We start from the raw sequence: 16,692 nt of genomic DNA, 5'->3' as shown, positions 1-16,692 counted from the left end.
CGACTCAACCGGCCGGAGCAGTAGGTTTGAGTCGGTGCTCGATCAGGCCGCAGTGCGCATCGTGGGGACGCCGGACGTCGCGTCCGGCCGCACCGCGTCGCGGATCTTGCGCAGGCTCCGCAGCAGCCCGTCGAGCTCGTCCGGGGTCAGCCGGCCGGTGAACCACTCGTCGATGAGCGCGAGATGGTCGGGCAGGACCTCGTGCATCTTCGCCAGGCCGGCCGGGGTGATCACGGTGAACGAGCCGCGGCGGTCGGTCGGGCAGGCCCGGCGCGTGGCCAGGCCGTCGCGCTCCAGGCGGTCGACGACTCGCGTGACGCCGCTGGTGGACAGTCCCGTCTGCGCGGCCAGGTCGGTCATGCGCAACTCGCCGCCGGGCGAGCGGGCCAGGCGCATCAGCACCTCGAAGTCGACATTGCCCAGGCTGTGCTCGGCGAGCTGGGCGTTGAACCGCGCGTTCAGCCCGGAGAACGCCTCGACGAAGAGGCCCATGGCGGTGATTCGCGGATCTTCCAACATCTCGTCGCTCACAGTGCGAGTCTAACAGAGAACTTGACGTACGAGAGTCTGCCGAGTGTATATTTGCGTCGACAATCTTCTTCACCACCGCACAACTGAGGGAGTCACCATGACGGCACCCGCCAACACCCGCGAGTACAACGGCCTCACCATCCCGACCGCCGGCAAGTTCGAGATCGACCCGGCCCACACGCGGGTCAGCTTCGTCGCCCGGCACATGATGGTCAGCAAGGTGCGCGGCGGCTTCACCAGCGCATCCGGCAGCATCGTCATCGCCGAGGACCCACTGGAGTCGACCGTCGAGGTCAGCATCGACGCCGCCAGCATCGACACCGGCGTGGCCGACCGCGACGGCCACCTGCGCAGCCCCGACTTCCTGCACGTCGAGCAGTGGCCGACGCTGACCTTCAAGAGCAAGCGCGTCGTCGGCCTGTCCAGCAACGAGTTCAAGCTGGTCGGCGACCTGACGATCCGCGACGTCACCAGCGAGGTCGAGCTGGACGTCGAGTTCGAGGGCCACGCCAAGAGCCCGTGGGGCCAGGAGGTCATCGGCTTCTCCGCGACGACCGAGATCGACCGCGAGCAGTTCGGCATCACCTGGAACCAGGCACTCGAGACCGGCGGCGTGCTCGTCGGCAAGAAGGTCAAGATCGAGATCGGCGCCGAGGCCGTCCGCCAGGCCTAATTCGGATATTTCCGAATTGCCGAAGTGAGACCATCGTGCAGAGGGTGGGCGAAATCTCCCACCCTCTGCAAGGTTTCAATCACCGTCGGCAGCTTTGTGTCCCATTTGTCCCTAGCGGTACCTACGGACTACTCCTAACGTGGGTGGTCCAAGTAGGGGACCAGGGGGCATGCGTGGGCCAGGACGTCACACGGGGAGCATTCTCGCGTGAGGACCGCGCACGCTATCGGCGCAAGGTCCGCCGCTGCCTCGACGTCTTCGCGCTCATGCTCAACGACTTCCGCTTCGACTCCGACCGCCCGACGACGGGCCTGGAGATCGAGGTCAACCTGATCGACCCGGACGCCCAGCCGGCCATGCGCAACGCCGAGGTGCTGGCCGACCTGGCCGACCCGTCGTTCCAGACCGAGCTCGGCCAGTTCAACCTCGAGATCAACGTCGCGCCGCGGGTCATCGAGGGCGACGGCCTCGACGTGTATGAGCGGGAAGTCCTGGCCAGCCTCGTCCACGCCGACGAACGGGCCCGCAAGTCCGACGCCCGCCTCGTGCTCATCGGCATCCTGCCGACGCTGCGCCCCGAGCATCTCGTGCTGGCGAACATGTCCAACGATCCGCGATACCGCCTGCTCAATGACCAGATCATCAACGCCCGCGGCGAAGACATGGCGCTGGACATCCGCGGCCACGAACGGCTCGAGGCCCAGTCCGACTCCATCGCCGGGGAGTCGGCCTGCACCAGCGTGCAGTTCCATCTGCAGGTCGCGCCCGAGGACTTCGCCCGGCACTGGAACGCCTCCCAGGCCATCGCCGGCATCCAGGTCGCGGTCGGCGCCAACTCACCGTTCCTGTTCGGCAAGCGCCTCTGGGCCGAGACCCGTATCGCCCTCTTCGAGCAGGCCACCGACACCCGCCCGGAGGAGCTCAAGGCCCAGGGCGTCCGCCCGCGGGTCTGGTTCGGCGAGCGCTGGATCACCTCGATCTTCGACCTGTTCGAGGAGAACGTCCGCTACTTCCCGCCCCTCCTGCCGATCACGGAGGAGGAGGACCCGGTCGCGGTCCTGGAGGCCGGCGGCGTCCCTCGCCTGGGCGAGCTGCGCCTGCACAACGGCACGATCTACCGCTGGAACCGCCCGGTCTACGACATCATGAACGGCCGCCCCCACCTGCGTGTCGAGAACCGCGTCCTCCCGGCCGGCCCGACGGTCGTCGACCAGCTGGCCAACGCCGCGTTCTACTTCGGCCTGGTCCGCGAGCTGTGCGAGCAGGACCGCCCGGTCTGGACGCAGATGTCGTTCTCGGCCGCGGAGGAGAACTTCCACCTGGCCGCCCGCGAGGGCCTGGACGCGCAGGTCTGGTGGCCGGAGGTCGGCGAAACCCCCGTCGGCACCCTGGTCCTGGACGAACTGCTCCCCCTGGCCGCCGCCGGCCTCGACCGCTTCGGCGTCCAGGCGACAACCCGCGACCGCCTCCTGGGCGTCATCGAGGGCCGCTGCCAGACCGGCCAAAACGGCGCCGCCTGGCAGACCCGAGTCGTCCAGCACTTGGAGGAGCACCACAACCTCGACAGAACAACGGCACTGCAAAAAATGCTGCAGCGGTACTCCGAGGGCCTGCACGAAAACGTCCCCGTCCACACCTGGCCAACGTGACGAGCCGCCACTCCCCAACGGCACCGTCCGTGTCTGCGGTGTCGTGCACCGGGACAGCCGTCAGCGGCTTCGCAAGCGGAAGCAGCAGGCCGCCGCGGCCGGTCACGGGACTGAACATCGCGGCGGCTTACTCACGAAAGCAGCCCCATCGAGCGCGAAATGATCATGCGCTGGACCTCGGAGGTGCCTTCGCCGATCTCAAGAATCTTGGCGTCTCGGTACATGCGGCCGACCGGGGTCTCGTTCATGAAGCCGTAGCCGCCGTGCACCTGGGTCGCCTCGCGGGCGTTGGCCATGGCGGCGTCGCTCGAGGCCAGCTTCGCGATCGCGGCCTGGCGTTTGAAGTCGTGGCCGTTGACCAGGCGACTCGCCGCGTCGTAGTAGGCGAGGCGGGCGGTGTGGGCGCGGCTCTCCATGTCGGCGATCTTGAACTGGATCGCCTGGTGCTGGCTGATCGGCTGGCCGAAGGCGTGGCGCTGGCGGGCGTAGGCGACCGATTCGTCGACGCAGCCCTGCGCCAGGCCGACACCGAGCGCGGCGAACGCCACCCGGCCCTCGTCCAGGATGCGCAGGAACTGGGCGTAGCCGCGGCCGCGCCGGCCGAGCAGGTTGGCGGCCGGCACCCGGACGTCGTCGAAGCTCAGCTCGTGCGTGTCGGAGGCGCACCAGCCGACCTTCGAGTAGCCGGGCTGCACGGTGAAGCCGGGAGTGCCGCTGGGGACGATGATCGCGGTGAGCTCCTTGCTGCCGTCCGGGTTGACGCCGGTGACCGCCGTGACCGTGACCAGGGCCGTGATGTCGGTGCCGGAGTTGGTGATGAAGGCCTTCGAGCCGTTGATCACCCACTCGTCGGTGGCCTCGTCGAGCACCGCGCGGGTCTGTGTGCCGGAGGCGTCGCTGCCGGCGCCGGGCTCGGTCAGGCCGAATGCGGCGAGCGCCTCGCCGGACGTGAGCTTCGGGAGCCACTGGTCTTTCTGCGCCGGCGTGCCGTACCGATAAATGGGCATTGCTCCTAGCGAGATGCCGGCCTCCAGCGTCACCGCGACCGAGGAGTCGACCCGGGCGAGCTCCTCCAAGGCGATGCACAGGGCGAAGTAGTCGCCGCCCATGCCGCCGTGCTCCTCCGGGAAGGGCAGCCCGAACAGGCCCATCTTGCCCATCTGCCGGATCAGGTCATAGGGGAAGGCGTGCCGCTCGTAGTAGTCGCCGATGACCGGCGCGACCACGTCGTGGGCGAACTCGCGGACGCTGGCCCGCAGCGCCTCCAGCTCTTCGCCGAGGGTGAAGTCAACCATGATGCAGAGCCCCCTTTACACCGGTGTCACGCCGTGGCGGCGCCGGGAGAACGTGCGGTCCTTGGTCGTGGCCGCGGCGAAGCGGCGGATCAGCTCGCCGCGCAGGGCCGCCGGCTCGATGACGGCGTCGATGACGAGCTCGCTGGCCAGCCGCATGATGTCGATGTCGCGCTCGTAGTCGGCGCGCTTGGCCGCGACGAACGCGGCCCGCTCGGCCTCGTCGGCGATCGCGGCGATCTTGTTGGCGTAGACGGCGTTGACGGCGGCCTCGGCGCCCATCACCGCGATCTTGGCGGTGGGCAGCGCGATGGTGGCGTCGGGGTCGAAGCCGGGGCCGGCCATCGCGTAGAGCCCGGCGCCGTAGGCCTTGCGCACGACCACGCAGATCTTGGGCACGGTCGCCTCCGAGATCGCGGTGATCATCTTGGCGCCGTGGCGGATGATGCCCTGCTTCTCCACGGCCGAGCCGACCATGAAGCCGGGGACGTCGGACAGGAAGAGCAGCGGCACGTTGAAGGCGTCGCAGAGCTGGACGAACCGGGTCGCCTTGTCGGCCGAGTCGACGAACAGCACGCCGCCCTTGAACATCGAGTTGTTGGCGACCACGCCGACCACCCGGCCGTCGAGGCGGCCGAAGCCGACGGTGAGCTCGCGCGCCCACAGGGCCTGGATCTCGAAGTAGGAGTCCTCGTCGAGCAGGCCCTTGACGACCTTGCGCATGTCGAAGGCCTGCCGCTCGCTGACCGGGATCTCGGGCATCCCGGTCTCGGCCCGGGCCGCGGCGACCGGCGGCTCCGCGGTCCAGTTGGACGGCAGGTAGGAGAGGTATCGCCGCACGGTCTCGATCGCGTCGTGCTCGGTCTTGCACAGGAAGTGCCCGACACCGCTCTCGGCGCAGTGCACCCGGGCCCCGCCCATGGCCTCCAGCGTGGTCCTCTCGCCGGTGACCATCTCGACCATGCGATCGGAGCCGAGGTACATCGAGGCGTTGCCCTCGACCATGGCGACGACGTCGCAGAAGGCCGGGATGTAGGCGCCGCCGGCCGCGGAGGGGCCGAACAGCGCGCAGGCCTGCGGGATGCTGCCGCTGGCCCGGACCTGGGTGTGGAAGATCTTGCCGGCACCGCGGCGACCGGGGAAGAGCTCGACCTGGTCGGTGATGCGGGCGCCGGCGGAGTCGACGAGGTAGACCATCGGGACCCCGGTCGCATAGGCCTGCTCGATGATCCGAATGATCTTCTCGACGGTCCGGGCCCCCCAGGAGCCCGCCTTGACCGTGGAATCGTTGGCCATGAGGCAGATCGGCCGGCCGTCGACGGCGGCCCGGCCGGTGATCACACCGTCGGCCGGCAGCCCGTCGGCCAGCGCGTTGGCGAAGAGCCCGTCCTCGACGAAGGAGCCGGCGTCGACCAGCAGGTCGACCCGCTCGCGGGCGAACAGCTTGCCCTTCGCGGCGTTGGCCGCGTGATACTTCTCCGCGCCGCCGGCCTCGACCCGCTTGCGCATGTCGTTGAGGGCGTCACCCTCCATGAAGCGACCTCCGCGTCGGCTGCCTGAACGATCGTTAACCCCTAACGATCGTTCAGGTTAGCCGACGCGGAGGTGAAGTTCCAACTCAGCGACGGGACCACTTCCGGACACGGGTCGGCGTGTGCTGGCAGTGCCCGGGTACCCCCTGTGGATCAGGGGGTACCGCTATCGCATCAGCAGGAGATGGCGGTCGCCCCACCCGAGCTCTGGGCCTGCGAGAAGCCCAGGAGCGAGACGGCGTTGCCACTGACGTTGATCGGCACCTGCAGCGTGGTGTCGAACTGGTTGCCGTTGAGCAGGCCGGCGTTGAACCCGGTGGTCCAGTCGCCGCAGCCGCCCTTCACCGCGGTGGCCCCGCCGTTGCCCATGCCGTTGCCGTTGCCGCGACCGTCGTGGTGACGGTGGTGACGACGGCCGCCGTTGTCCCAGCCGCCGTTGTCGTCGCCACGGCCGTGGTCCCAGCCGCCGTTGTCGTCGTCGCCGGCACCGTTGGCGTTCGCGCCGCCGTAGCCGTTGTCGCCGTTCGCGGCGGCGTTGCCGTAGCCCGCGTCGTTGGCGGCGGCCAGACCCGAGCCGTTGCCCTTCGGGTCGTGCTTCTTGTTGTGCTTCTTCGTGGCGTGCTCGCCCAGGTCGATCGACTTGTGCGACTTCTTGCTCGCCTTGTGCACCTTGGAGGCGTTGTTGGCGTTGGCGTTCATGTCGCTGGCGTTGCCGTTGGCGTTGGCGTAGGCGCCGGTCGGGGCGGCGTTGGCGTTGCCGCCGTAGCCGTTGTCGCCGTTGGCGTTGGCGTTGCCGCCGTAGCCGTTGTCGCCGTTGGCGTTGCCCTGGCCGCCGTAGCCGTTGCCACCGTTGGCGTTGGCGTTGCCGCCGTAGCCGTTGCCACCGTTGGCGTTGCCCTGGCCGCCGTAGCCACCGTTGCCGTTGCCGTTGCCGTCGTTGTCGTCGTCGTCCCAGTCACCGTCGTGCCCGTGCCCGTGGCCACGGCCGTGGTCCCAGCCACCGTTGCCGTTGCCGTTGCCGCGGCCGTCGTCCCAGCCGCCGTTGCCCCGGCCGTGACCGTCGTGGTCCGAGCCCAGGTCGCCCTTGTAGGCGACCGCGCCGCCGCCGCAGCTGGCGGAGGAGAAGCCGAGGATGGCGATCGAGTTGCCGCAGAGGTTGATCGGCAGCTGGAGCGTGGTGTCGAGCTGGTTGCCGTTGAGCAGGCCGGCGTTGTAGCCGGTCGTGTGGCTCGCCTCGGTGGTCGCGCTCTCGGTCGTGGCGCTCTCGCCCTTGACCGCCCACGCGCCACCCTGGCTCTGGGCACCCGCGAAGCCGAGCAGCGCGATCGCGTTGCCGGAGACGTTGATCGGGGCCTGCAGCGTGGTGTCGAACTGGTTGCCGTTGAGCACGCCCGCGTTGTAGCCGGAGGTCCAGTCCTCGGTGCGGTTCGCGGCGCTCTCGGTGTAGTCGCCGTTGGCCTGGGCGCCCGGGTAGGAGCTGTTGGCCGCGGCGTTGTAGTCGCCACCGTTGCTGTTGCCGTTGCCGTTGCCGTTGCCACCGTTGTGGTGACGGTGGTGGCGACGGCCGCCGTTGTCGCGGCCGTCGTTGTCGTTGTCCGAGGCGACGTTGCCCTTGACGGCGGTCGCGCCGCCGGACGAGGACGCGCTGGAGAAGCCGAGCAGCGAGACGGCGTTGCCGCTCACGTTGACCGGCACCTGCAGCGTGGTGTCGAGCTGGTTGCCGTTGGCGACACCGGCGTTGTAGCCGGTGGTCCAGTCCTCGGTGGTCGCGCTCTCGGTGGAGCTGGCGCTCTCGGTCTTGATGGCGGTCGCGCCGCCGCCGCAGTTGGCGTCGGCGAAGCCCAGGATGGCGATCGAGTTGCCGCAGACGTTGACGGGCACCTGCAGCGTGGTGTCGAACTGATTGCCGTTCAGGAGGCCGGCGTTGTAACCCGTCGTCCAGTCGGCGTGCGCGGCCCCGCCCGAGACGAGCAGGACACCCGCGGACAGCACACCAACGTTGAGCGACTTACGAACCCACGTCTTCATGGGAAAGTGTGACCCTTCGGTAGTTATCAATCTCGGTACTGCAAGGAATGGGCGCGGCACGAAGCCTCCGAGTCCGCGTGCGGGCAGACTCTTCCCGGCTCCGCCCTGTCGACGTGCGCCCTTTGTTGTTGCTGTTTGCTCGTTACAGATGCCGCGATGTGGTCGATGCGGGTCCGTGGGACCAAGGCGAGGTTCCGTTGGCCCGCAACGCGTCGCGTCGGCTGGCCGGAACCGCCTCAGTCGGGTGAGACTGTCGGCTTCTCGGCTGCTAGCAGCCGCAATTCGACGTCCTCGACCGCGTCCGGCCGGAAGGTCAGTACCTTCGTGCCGGCCGGTGCGGCGGGCAGCACGGCGGCGCCCTCGTGGTTGAGGCCCGAACCGGAGCTCGGTACCCCTGTGGCGAGGCCGGCCGCCGGCGGTGCCGGCATGGGCTCGGGCCGGGGCAGCAGGGGCACGTGGTTCGTGCCCTGTGCAACGTTCCGGTTCACGACCGGCTTGGCGTGCTCGCCGTCCAGCGCCTCGGCCACCCTCAGGGCGCGGAGGCGGTCGGCGGCCCGTGCGGCCGCGACCGTGTCGACGCCGGCGCGAATGGTGCCGGTCGCCGCGGCGGTCACGTCGCCGCTGGACCCTGTGCGGACCGGCACGGCCTGGACGGCCGGCTCCTGCGTCCGATGGTGGTGGGTCCGGGTGATGCCGGCCTTTGCCGGCCTCTTGGTGCTCGCGTGCTTGGCGCTCGACGCGTCTGCCGACGCCGAGCGGTGGCGGTCCACGGTTTGGACCGGCGCTTTTGTGAGTGTCACCGTCCGGTGCACGGTCCCGGTCACGGCCCCGGTGACCGTACCGGTCACGGGTGCGGCGGCCTTCGCCACGGGGCTCAGCACCGTGAACACGCTGCTGCTCAGCAGGTCACCGCGCCGGCGGTCCGGAACCGGCGGCTGCCGGTCCGGCCGGTGCTGGAAGACCCGTTGCTGGTCGCCGCTCATGCCGGTGTGCCGCGCGCCGCTGTCGCCGATGAGCAGGTTGGTCACCGGGGCGAGCAGCGCGGGCTGGTCCGAGCCGTCCGTACCGGAGGCCTGCGCGGTGGAGGCCGACAGCAGCCAGGCGACACCGGCAAAGCCGGCGACGACCAGGCCGCGAACAGCCCACTTCGCGCAACGGCGGGACACGGCCGGCAGCGAAGGCTTCGACTCGGCCATGTCCACCCCCTCAGTACGGTTCAATGTCGGGCATACGCCCCACATGTGACTCTTTCCGTACTGAGCAACGAACCGCCCCGGCCGGGGACACGGACGAATCGGACACAAGCCTCACAGGGGGATTCCGAGTGCCGATTACAGCGGGATGCGGGGACCCGCCTTGAGCACTCCGGAAGGCAGCTCGCGACCCACGATCTCCTGAGCCAGCCGGGCCGCATCGAGCAGTTCGCCTAGGTCAATGCCGGTGTCGTACCCCATGTCCGCCAACATGTGCACGACTTCCTCGGTGGCCACGTTGCCGGTGGCACCCGGCGCGTAGGGGCACCCGCCGAGCCCGCCGATGCTCGCGTCGAACTCGGTGATCCCCAGGCGCAGCGCGGTCAGGATGTTGGCCAGCGCGGTGCCCCGGGTGTTGTGGAAGTGCAGCAGGACCGGCAGGTCCGGGTGCCGGTCGCGGACCGGGCCGACGACGTCCTCGACCCGCCGCGGCGTGCCCATCCCGGTGGTGTCGCCGAACGCGACCCGGTCGGCGCCGTCGGCCACCACGCGATCGACGATCCCGGCCACCCGCAGCGGGTCGATGTCGCCCTCGAACGGGCAGCCGAAGCTGGTCGCGATGATCACCTCGGCCGTCGCGCCCGCGTTGTGCAGCAGGTCGATCAGGCCGGCGATGTCGTCCAGCGACTCGTCGGTGGAGCGGTTGACGTTGCGCCGGTTGTGCGTGTCCGATGCCGAGACGACCACCTCGATCTCGGTGAACCCGGCGGCCAGCGCCCGTTCGGCGCCCTTGGTGTTGGGCACGAGCGCGGAGTACCGCACCCGCGGGTTCTTCTTCGCCCGTTGCCACACCTCGCCGGCGTCCGCCATCTGGGGGATCGCCTTGGGATGCACGAAGGAGACCGCCTCGATGCGCCCGACGCCGGTGCCGGACAGCGCGTCGAGCAGCCGGACCTTGGCGTCGGCGGGCACCGGGTCCTCGTTCTGTAGCCCGTCGCGGGGCCCGACCTCGCGGATGGACAGTACGGTCATCGCATTCGCCCCACAATGCCGGTGTCGTAGTCGCCGGAGACGAACTCGGGGTTGTCCAGCAGCTCGGTGAAGAACGGCAGGTTCACCTTCGGGCCGGCCACCACAAAGCCGGTCACAGCGTCGCGAAGCTTCCGCAGCGCGTCGGCCCGGTCGGTGCCGTGCACGATCAGCTTGGCCATGAGCGAGTCATAGCTCTGGGTGACGACATTCCCGGCCGTGTAGCCGGCATCGACCCGCACGCCGTCGCCGGTCGGCTCGGTCCAGGTCGTGATCGCGCCCGGGCCCGGGAAGAACTTCTTCGGATCCTCGGCGTTGACCCGCACCTCGATCGCGTGCCCGGTGACCGTGAGCGCGGCCGGGTCGAACGTCGGTGCCAGCCCGGAGGCGACGCGCAGCTGCTGCTCCACCAGGTCGATGCCGAACACGGCCTCGGTGATCGGGTGCTCGACCTGCAGCCGCGTGTTCATCTCCAGGAAGAAGAACTGGCCCGCGGCCGGGTCGAACAGGCACTCGACGGTCCCGGCGTTGCGGTAGCCGACCGCCTCCCCGGCTCGCACGGCCGCGGCGAGCAGCTCCTGCCGCTGCTGCGGGCTCAGCGCGGGCGAGGGCGTCTCCTCGACGAGCTTCTGGTTGCGCCGCTGCACGGAGCACTCCCGCTCGCCCAGCGCGACGACCCGCCCGTCCGCGAGCCCCAGAATTTGTACTTCAATGTGCCGCACCCGCGGGAAGTAGCGCTCGACCAGCACGGACCCGTCGCCGAACATCCGCTCCGCGAAGGTGCGCACCTTGTCGTACTCGGCCCGCAGCCGATCGGCGTCGCCGGCGACCGCCATCCCCATGCCGCCGCCACCGGCCGCGGCCTTCACCATGACCGGGAACCCGATCTCCCGGGCCGCGTCGAGAGCCGCCTCAACACTGGAAGCGGGATCTTTCGTTCCGGGCGCCACGGGTACCCCCGCCGCCGCCATCAGATTCCGAGCGTTGATCTTGTCGCCCATCGCCGCGATGGCGTCCGGACCGGGCCCGACCCAGATCAGCCCGTTGTCGATCACCGCCTTGGCGAACGCACCGTTCTCCGACAGGAACCCGTATCCGGGGTGGATCGCCTCGGCCCCGGTCGCCTTCGCCGCGGCCAGCACGGCCTCGGCATTGCGATACGACTCCGCCGGGTTGGCCGGACCGATCGGCACCGCCTCGGTGGCCTCGCGCACGAACGGCAGGTCGGCGTCGGCGTCGGAGTGCACGGCGACCGTCCGGACCCCCAGGCGGTTCGCGGTCCGGATCACCCGGCGGGCGATCTCCCCTCGATTCGCCACGAGCAGCGAACTCAACATTGAGTCGACTCTCCTGTGGATAACTCTGTGGAAAGGAAGGCGAAGCCCCTGTGGATAACAGTGTTATCCCAGGTCGCGTCGAATGACGGAGGTTTATCCCTGCAGGGCCGAGAGCGTCGCCGCGCGCAGCAGCTCGGCCCGGCGGGTGCGGTCGACCTCGCCACCGAGGAACGGCGTCGAGTTCATGAGACCGAAGGCCGCGTGGGCCAGCACCCGGGCCTCGCCGGCGCTGAGCTCGTCGGCCCGCAGCGCCGTGAGGGTGTTGACCCACTCCTCGACATACAGCCGCTGCAGCCGCCGGATCTGCCGCCGCGGCTCCTCGGGCAGCCGGTCGAGCTCGTGCAGGTGCAGGGCGATGACGGCCGGGTTGGCCAGTGCGAACTCGACGTGGAAGTCGACCAGCGCGGCGAGCGCGGTCCGCGGGTCGTCGCCGGCCTCGGCGATGTGGGCCTGGCCGCCGGCGAGCAGCTGCTCGCTGACCGGGATGAGGGCCGCGGCCAGCATGGCCTCTTTGCCGGCGAAGTGGTGATAGAGCGCGGGCCCGGTCACGCCGGCGGCCGCACCGATGTCGTCCATGGAGACGCCGTGATAGCCGCGGGCCGCGAAGAGCCCCACGGCGATCTCGAGGATCTCGTCCCGCCGGGACCGCCGCCGTGGCTGCTGCGGACCGGCCGGCTGACCAGCGGGCCCAGCACCGCGGGACTGCGCGGGCGGACGTACGGCTTGCCGTTCCAGCGTCATGTGGAAAGCCTAACCGCATGTCAAGCCCGCTACTGAACGATCGTTAAGTTCGTCACTGCGGCAAATACTTGCCCCTGATCTCCTCAGCCTCGTCGGAGCGCCCCTGGGCCTCCAGCGACTCGGCCAGCATCCAGGCCGAGTTGTGCTCCAGTTGTGACCCCCGCGGCACCGCACCGAGCACCGAGCGCAGCCGCACCTCGGCCCCGGCCGGGTCACCGGCCCGCATCAGCGCCTCGGCGTGCAGGAAGTCGGCGTCGAGGGCCTCGCCGAGCGAGCCGATCGAGCGCAGCGCCTCGGCCGCGCTCGCCGACCGGGCGGTGGCCTCGTCGAGGCTGCCCGCCCCGATGTGGACCCGCGCCGCGTCGCTGTCGAGCATGGCCCGCTGCCACACCACCCAGGGCTCGGCCGGGTCGACCGAGTCGTCAAGCGAGCGGGACAGCGCGTCGGCCTCGGCCAGGGCGCTCAGCGAGGCCGGGACGTCGCCCGCCCAGCGCAGCGACAGGGCCCGCAGGCGCCGGGCGAACATCTCCGACTGGATGTCGCCGGCGGCGCGGTAGGCCTCCGCGGCCGCCGCGAACCGGTCCGCCGCCTGCGCGTCCCGGTCGGCCTCGTAGAGCAGCTGGGCCGCCTCCTGCAGCATCCGGCCCCGCGCGGGCAGGTTGTCGAAGCCGTTGAGGTTGGCCGCGAGTGTGTCCAGCAGGCCGAGGGCGAGGTCCAGCTCGCCCAGGTCGCGGTAGACCCGGGAGAGCAGGTAGCGGGTCTGATCGGCCTGCTCCTGGGCACCGGCCCGGTCGAGGGCGTCGAGGGCGCTCTCCGCCGCCTCGGCCGCGTCGCTGGGCTGGTCGGCCCGGTAGTAGGCGACGGCCAGGTCGTAGCGCAGCAGCGCGGCCGGGCTGTCCTCGCCGTGCGCCACGTGGTCGGCCACGGCCTCGACCAGGTCGTCGATCGCCTCCGCGGGCCGGTCGGCGGCGAGGTGGGAGCGGGCCCGGCCGACCAGGGCCGAGAGCCGATACATGCGCTCGTCGGCGAGGTCGAGGGCCTGGCCGAAGCCGGCGATCGCGTCGTCGAAACGCTCGAGGTTGCCCAGCGCGTGCGAGCGGACCAGGGCCGGGATGGCTGCGGCGGGCGGGGAGCCGAGCTCCGCGTATTGCCGCAGCGCCTCGTCGCCGGCTTCCACCGCCTCCTCGTGCCGGTCGACCATCAGCAGGAGCCGGCCCCGCCGCGCCGCGAGCTCGGCCCGCAGCGTGGCCCGGTCCGGCTGCTCGGCGAGGGCGGCGTCGACCGCGGCCAGGGCGTCGTCCGGCCGCTCCAGCCGCAGCAGCGCCGACTCGGCCCGCATCCGCGCCTCGGTCCGCACGTCGGCGTCGGCCCCGGGGTGGGCCAGGATTTGCTCGGTCAGGGCGGTGAGCTCGGCCAGCATGTCGTCGTCGGCCTCGCGGGAGAGCACCGCGCGGGAGTCGGCGCCGAGGGCCTCGAGCTCGTGGCCGAGCGCCCGGTGCGCCGCCGCGGCCTGCTGGAACAGGGCCTCGGCGACCGGGCCGCCGTCGTCGCGGATGGCGGCCAGGCGGGCCCGGCCGTCGAGGCGGCGCACGGCCAGCTCGGCCGGTGGCTCGGGGTGCAGCTCGTCGAAGCGCGCGAACGCCGCCGCGGCCGCCTCGATCCGGTGCTCGTGGTAGAGCGCCCAGGCCCGGTCCAGCAGGGCCTCGGCGTCGGCCGGCAGCGCCTCGACCGGTGCCGCGCTGACCGAGGCGGGCGTCTTCGTCCGGGCGACGGCGCTCAGCGGGAGCTGCTCGATCAGCGGCGGCGCGGCCAGCAGGGCCTCGATCCGCTCGGAGACGGCGGTGGACCCGTTGCGCTCGTCGAACTTCGCGGCCCAGTCGCGGGCCCGGACGGCGAGCCGGTCGCCGAGCTCGCCCGCGGTCGACTCGCCCAGCGGCAGTCCCGGGTCGAGCCGGCCGAGCAGCAGCGCCGCCGCGGCCGCGAACCACATGTCGGCCTGGGGACTGGGCGAGCGCTCCAGCCACGGCAGGTGCCGCTGCACCATCTCCAGGCCGCGGGTCTCGTTGCCGGTCCGGGCGCAGAACTCGATGTGGTCGGCGACGCTCTGCATGTCGGCGAGGTTGCCGCGCAGCCGCCGATAGGCCTGACGGTGGGCGTCGGCCGCCTCGGTCAGCCGCCCGGTCCGCACATAGGGCACCATCAGCGACGTCAGGATCGACTGCGGCTGCTCGACGCAGGTGAGCCGGCCGGCCAGGACCGGCGCGGCCATCGCCACCGCCTCCTCGTCGCGGCCCCGGCTGACCAGGTGGTCGACCTTCTCCCCCGGGTCGCAGCCGGCGCAGTCGGAGTTGTGGTCGCGGGGTGCCGCGTTCCACTTCGCATACCAGTCGTCGGCCGACGGGTCGCCCACGTGCGCCGCGACCTGGTAGCGGTAGGCGTAGACGGCGTGCAGGCTGTGCCCACCGGCCCGGAACCGGCGCTCCATGTCGTCGAGCACGTCATAGGTGCGCCCGAGCGGCACGGCCGGAAACTTCAGCAGCCCGTTGACCATGTACTTGAAGTGCCACAGCAGCGTGTGCTCGTCGTGCTCGTCGAACCGCTCCGGATGCGTGTCGTACTCCGACCGGCACCACGAGAACGTGACGAACGACTTGGCCGTCTCCCCGCCATGCACATAGGCCGTCGTCGCGAACAGCCGCGAGGCCAGCCGCAGCTCGTCGTGCTCGCCCGCGTCGGCGTGGGCCATGACCTGCTCGACGAGCGCGATCTGGGCCCCGCCGTATGGCATCTGATAGGCCTCACGCAGCAGCGTCCACAGCTCGTCTTCACTCTTCATGTCCGACCGCCTTGTTGAGCAGGCCCAGGAACGAGCCGTTGAGCAGCGCGGCGTCGGCCGGCCGCAGCGGATGGTGGCCGAGCAGGAGGGCCTGGCCGTAGAGCCCCTCGACCGCGAGCCGGACCAGGTCCGGGTCGGGGATCTCGGTGACCCGCCGCACGAGCGGGTTGCGGTAGTTGAGCACCAGCTGGGAGCGGTCCTGCTCGTCGGAGCGGGCCAGGGCGTCGAGCACGTCGGCCCACACGTCGTCGACGCGCTCGCGGGTCGCCCGCAGCTCGGCCGCGAACGACGCCGAGCGGCTGGTCAGATACATCGCCGGCACCCCCGCCGGGTCGAACGCGCGCAGCACCACCTCGCAGCCGAGGCGGTCCAGGGCCCGCTGGGCCAGCTGCACGAAGGGCCGCTTGGCCAGCTCGACCTCGGGCTCGAGGGCGTCGAACGCGGTGCTCAGGTCGCCCGGCTCGACCCGCTCGATGAGCGCACCCGGCTCGACCTGCGGCAGCCGCTCGATGATCTCGGTGTCGTAGATGTAGCCGGCGTTGACCAGCGGCAGCCCCTGCGCCGCCGCGACCGCCCCGATCTGGCGGAACTCGTCGAGCTGGGCGGAGTAGCGCACCAGGCCGTGCTGGGCCCGGAAGTCCGCGAGCGTCATCCGGCCCGCGTTGGTCTCCATCGGCCACCAGCGCTCGACCAGCCGCAGCATCTCGTCGTCGTGCATCGCGAGCGCCTTGACGCCCAGGTGGTGCACGTCGAGGAACTCGCCGAGCCGCCGCGGGTTGCGCCCGGCCAGCTTCATCAGCCAGCCCCGCAGCTGGTCACCGAGCGCCTCACGGGTCGCTTCCAGCAGCGAGTCCTCGTAGAGGGCCTCCCGGCTGGCGGTCGGCCGCAGCTCACTGGTGTCGATCACGCAACGGGCGAAGAACGCCCACGACGGCAGCACGCCCTCGGCCCCCTCGGCCAGCAGCATGCGCTTGAGGTAGACCCGATGGCCGGCCCGGGCGGCCGGATTGGCCGGCGTGGGCAGCACGAACGCGACCCCGGTCAGCCCGGACTCCGGCACCGCGAGGTCGATGATGTCGAAGGGCACAAAGCCGAAGACCTCGCGACAGTACTCACTGAGGCGCTCGCGCTGCTTCTCCCCCGCGCGCCACGGCAGCCCCTCGCCGCTGACCGGCACGCCGGCGACCTCGACCCGGAACGGCAGCAGCGAGCCATACAGCTCGGCCAGCTCGACGACCGTGCGGCGCTGCAGCCAGTCCTCGGCGTCGCGGCGCGGGACGAGCGTCACCGTCGTCCCGGTCTCCGCCCGGTGCTGCTCGAAGCCGGCGCCGGCCGATTGCGCCCTCGCCGACAAGGTCTGTGTCGCCTGACTGCTTTCGACGCTGTAACGGCCGTCGGCGTAGCCGCGCCACAGCACGGCCGGGCCGTCCTGGGCCCGGGTCAGCACCCGGATCTCGTCGGCGACGAGGAAGCAGGACAGCAGCCCGATCCCGAACTGGCCGAGGAAGTCGTGGCGGGCGAACCCGAGGTCGTCCCGCTTGGAACTCCGCCCGATCGTGGCGAGGAACTGGTGCACCTGCTCCTCGGTCAGTCCGACGCCCGTGTCGTGCACCCGCAGCGTGCCGTCGCCGGTGATGTCGGGCGTGTCGATCCGGATCGCCGCCGGTGCCGCCGGATCGGCCGCGCGCCGGGCCGTGATCGCATCGACGGCATTCTGCAGCAGCTCCCGGACATACACCCGGGGGCTGGCATAGAGGTGGTGACTGAGCAGGTCGACGATGCCGCGCAGGTCCACTTGGAACGTCCGGTCCACGCCGCGCACGCTACCTCGTAGGTGTGACATTTTTGATC

12 protein-coding genes are annotated in these 16,692 nt (G+C 70.8%); 2 read left to right on the top strand and 10 right to left on the bottom strand.

What is annotated here, in order from left to right:
• Positions 1–42: 42 nt before the first annotated feature.
• Positions 43–519 (bottom strand): MarR family winged helix-turn-helix transcriptional regulator, encoded by a 477-nt coding sequence (locus ACIA8L_RS41230; protein ID WP_395913372.1) that lies wholly within the window; start codon positions 517–519, stop codon positions 43–45.
• A gap of 109 nt (positions 520–628) precedes the next feature.
• Between ACIA8L_RS41230 and ACIA8L_RS41225 the strand changes: the two genes are divergently transcribed.
• Positions 629–1,204, top strand: coding sequence for a YceI family protein (locus ACIA8L_RS41225; RefSeq protein ID WP_395913266.1), 576 nt, complete (start codon positions 629–631; stop codon positions 1,202–1,204).
• 173 nt (positions 1,205–1,377) lie between these two features.
• Positions 1,378–2,853, top strand: a complete 1,476-nt coding sequence (locus tag ACIA8L_RS41220; protein WP_395913264.1) for a glutamate--cysteine ligase — start codon at positions 1,378–1,380, stop codon at positions 2,851–2,853.
• A gap of 131 nt (positions 2,854–2,984) precedes the next feature.
• On the opposite strand, the gene ACIA8L_RS41215 is transcribed toward ACIA8L_RS41220, so the two are convergent.
• From ACIA8L_RS41215 to ACIA8L_RS41175, 9 genes are all read right to left on the bottom strand, one after another.
• Entirely contained in the window at positions 2,985–4,148 is a 1,164-nt protein-coding gene (locus ACIA8L_RS41215) for an acyl-CoA dehydrogenase family protein (RefSeq protein WP_395913262.1), read from the bottom strand.
• A 15-nt stretch (positions 4,149–4,163) separates the two neighbouring features.
• Positions 4,164–5,678, bottom strand: coding sequence for an acyl-CoA carboxylase subunit beta (locus ACIA8L_RS41210; RefSeq protein WP_395913260.1), 1,515 nt, complete (start codon positions 5,676–5,678; stop codon positions 4,164–4,166).
• 173 nt (positions 5,679–5,851) lie between these two features.
• On the bottom strand, positions 5,852–7,705 hold the full coding sequence (locus ACIA8L_RS41205; protein WP_395913258.1) for a chaplin family protein: 1,854 nt from the start codon (positions 7,703–7,705) through the stop codon (positions 5,852–5,854).
• Positions 7,706–7,941: 236 nt separating this feature from the next.
• Positions 7,942–8,901 (bottom strand): hypothetical protein, encoded by a 960-nt coding sequence (locus ACIA8L_RS41200; RefSeq protein ID WP_395913257.1) that lies wholly within the window; start codon positions 8,899–8,901, stop codon positions 7,942–7,944.
• A gap of 135 nt (positions 8,902–9,036) precedes the next feature.
• Complete coding sequence (locus ACIA8L_RS41195; protein WP_395913255.1) at positions 9,037–9,930, bottom strand: hydroxymethylglutaryl-CoA lyase; 894 nt, start codon at positions 9,928–9,930, stop codon at positions 9,037–9,039.
• On the bottom strand, positions 9,927–11,264 hold the full coding sequence (locus ACIA8L_RS41190; protein WP_395913253.1) for an acetyl/propionyl/methylcrotonyl-CoA carboxylase subunit alpha: 1,338 nt from the start codon (positions 11,262–11,264) through the stop codon (positions 9,927–9,929). Before ACIA8L_RS41190 ends, ACIA8L_RS41195 begins: the two co-directional genes overlap by 4 nt.
• A gap of 93 nt (positions 11,265–11,357) precedes the next feature.
• Complete coding sequence (locus tag ACIA8L_RS41185) at positions 11,358–12,005, bottom strand: TetR/AcrR family transcriptional regulator (RefSeq protein WP_395913251.1); 648 nt, start codon at positions 12,003–12,005, stop codon at positions 11,358–11,360.
• A 52-nt stretch (positions 12,006–12,057) separates the two neighbouring features.
• The gene (locus tag ACIA8L_RS41180; RefSeq protein ID WP_395913250.1) at positions 12,058–14,841 is read right to left on the bottom strand and encodes a hypothetical protein; all 2,784 of its coding nucleotides are present in this window, start codon (positions 14,839–14,841) and stop codon (positions 12,058–12,060) included.
• A complete protein-coding gene (locus ACIA8L_RS41175; RefSeq protein ID WP_395913248.1) occupies positions 14,831–16,654 on the bottom strand; it encodes an HSP90 family protein in 1,824 nt (607 codons plus the stop codon). Before ACIA8L_RS41175 ends, ACIA8L_RS41180 begins: the two co-directional genes overlap by 11 nt.
• Positions 16,655–16,692: the final 38 nt, after the last annotated feature.

This window comes from Dactylosporangium sp. NPDC051541 (assembly GCF_044454505.1).
Taxonomy (GTDB): domain Bacteria; phylum Actinomycetota; class Actinomycetes; order Mycobacteriales; family Micromonosporaceae; genus Dactylosporangium.
Note: the sequence above shows the minus strand (reverse complement) of the source record. Positions and strands in the feature narration are given on the sequence as shown.

Excerpts from the sequence above, each read along its gene's own strand:
- ACIA8L_RS41230 (WP_395913372.1), bottom strand. The coding sequence starts at position 519 with ATGTTGGAAGATCCGCGAATCACCGCCATGGGCCTCTTCGTCGAGGCG.
- ACIA8L_RS41225 (WP_395913266.1), top strand. The coding sequence starts at position 629 with ATGACGGCACCCGCCAACACCCGCGAGTACAACGGCCTCACCATCCCG.
- ACIA8L_RS41215 (WP_395913262.1), bottom strand. The coding sequence starts at position 4,148 with ATGGTTGACTTCACCCTCGGCGAAGAGCTGGAGGCGCTGCGGGCCAGC.
- ACIA8L_RS41210 (WP_395913260.1), bottom strand. The coding sequence starts at position 5,678 with ATGGAGGGTGACGCCCTCAACGACATGCGCAAGCGGGTCGAGGCCGGC.
- ACIA8L_RS41205 (WP_395913258.1), bottom strand. The coding sequence starts at position 7,705 with ATGAAGACGTGGGTTCGTAAGTCGCTCAACGTTGGTGTGCTGTCCGCG.
- ACIA8L_RS41200 (WP_395913257.1), bottom strand. The coding sequence starts at position 8,901 with ATGGCCGAGTCGAAGCCTTCGCTGCCGGCCGTGTCCCGCCGTTGCGCG.
- ACIA8L_RS41195 (WP_395913255.1), bottom strand. The coding sequence starts at position 9,930 with ATGACCGTACTGTCCATCCGCGAGGTCGGGCCCCGCGACGGGCTACAG.
- ACIA8L_RS41190 (WP_395913253.1), bottom strand. The coding sequence starts at position 11,264 with ATGTTGAGTTCGCTGCTCGTGGCGAATCGAGGGGAGATCGCCCGCCGG.
- ACIA8L_RS41185 (WP_395913251.1), bottom strand. The coding sequence starts at position 12,005 with ATGACGCTGGAACGGCAAGCCGTACGTCCGCCCGCGCAGTCCCGCGGT.
- ACIA8L_RS41180 (WP_395913250.1), bottom strand. The coding sequence starts at position 14,841 with ATGAAGAGTGAAGACGAGCTGTGGACGCTGCTGCGTGAGGCCTATCAG.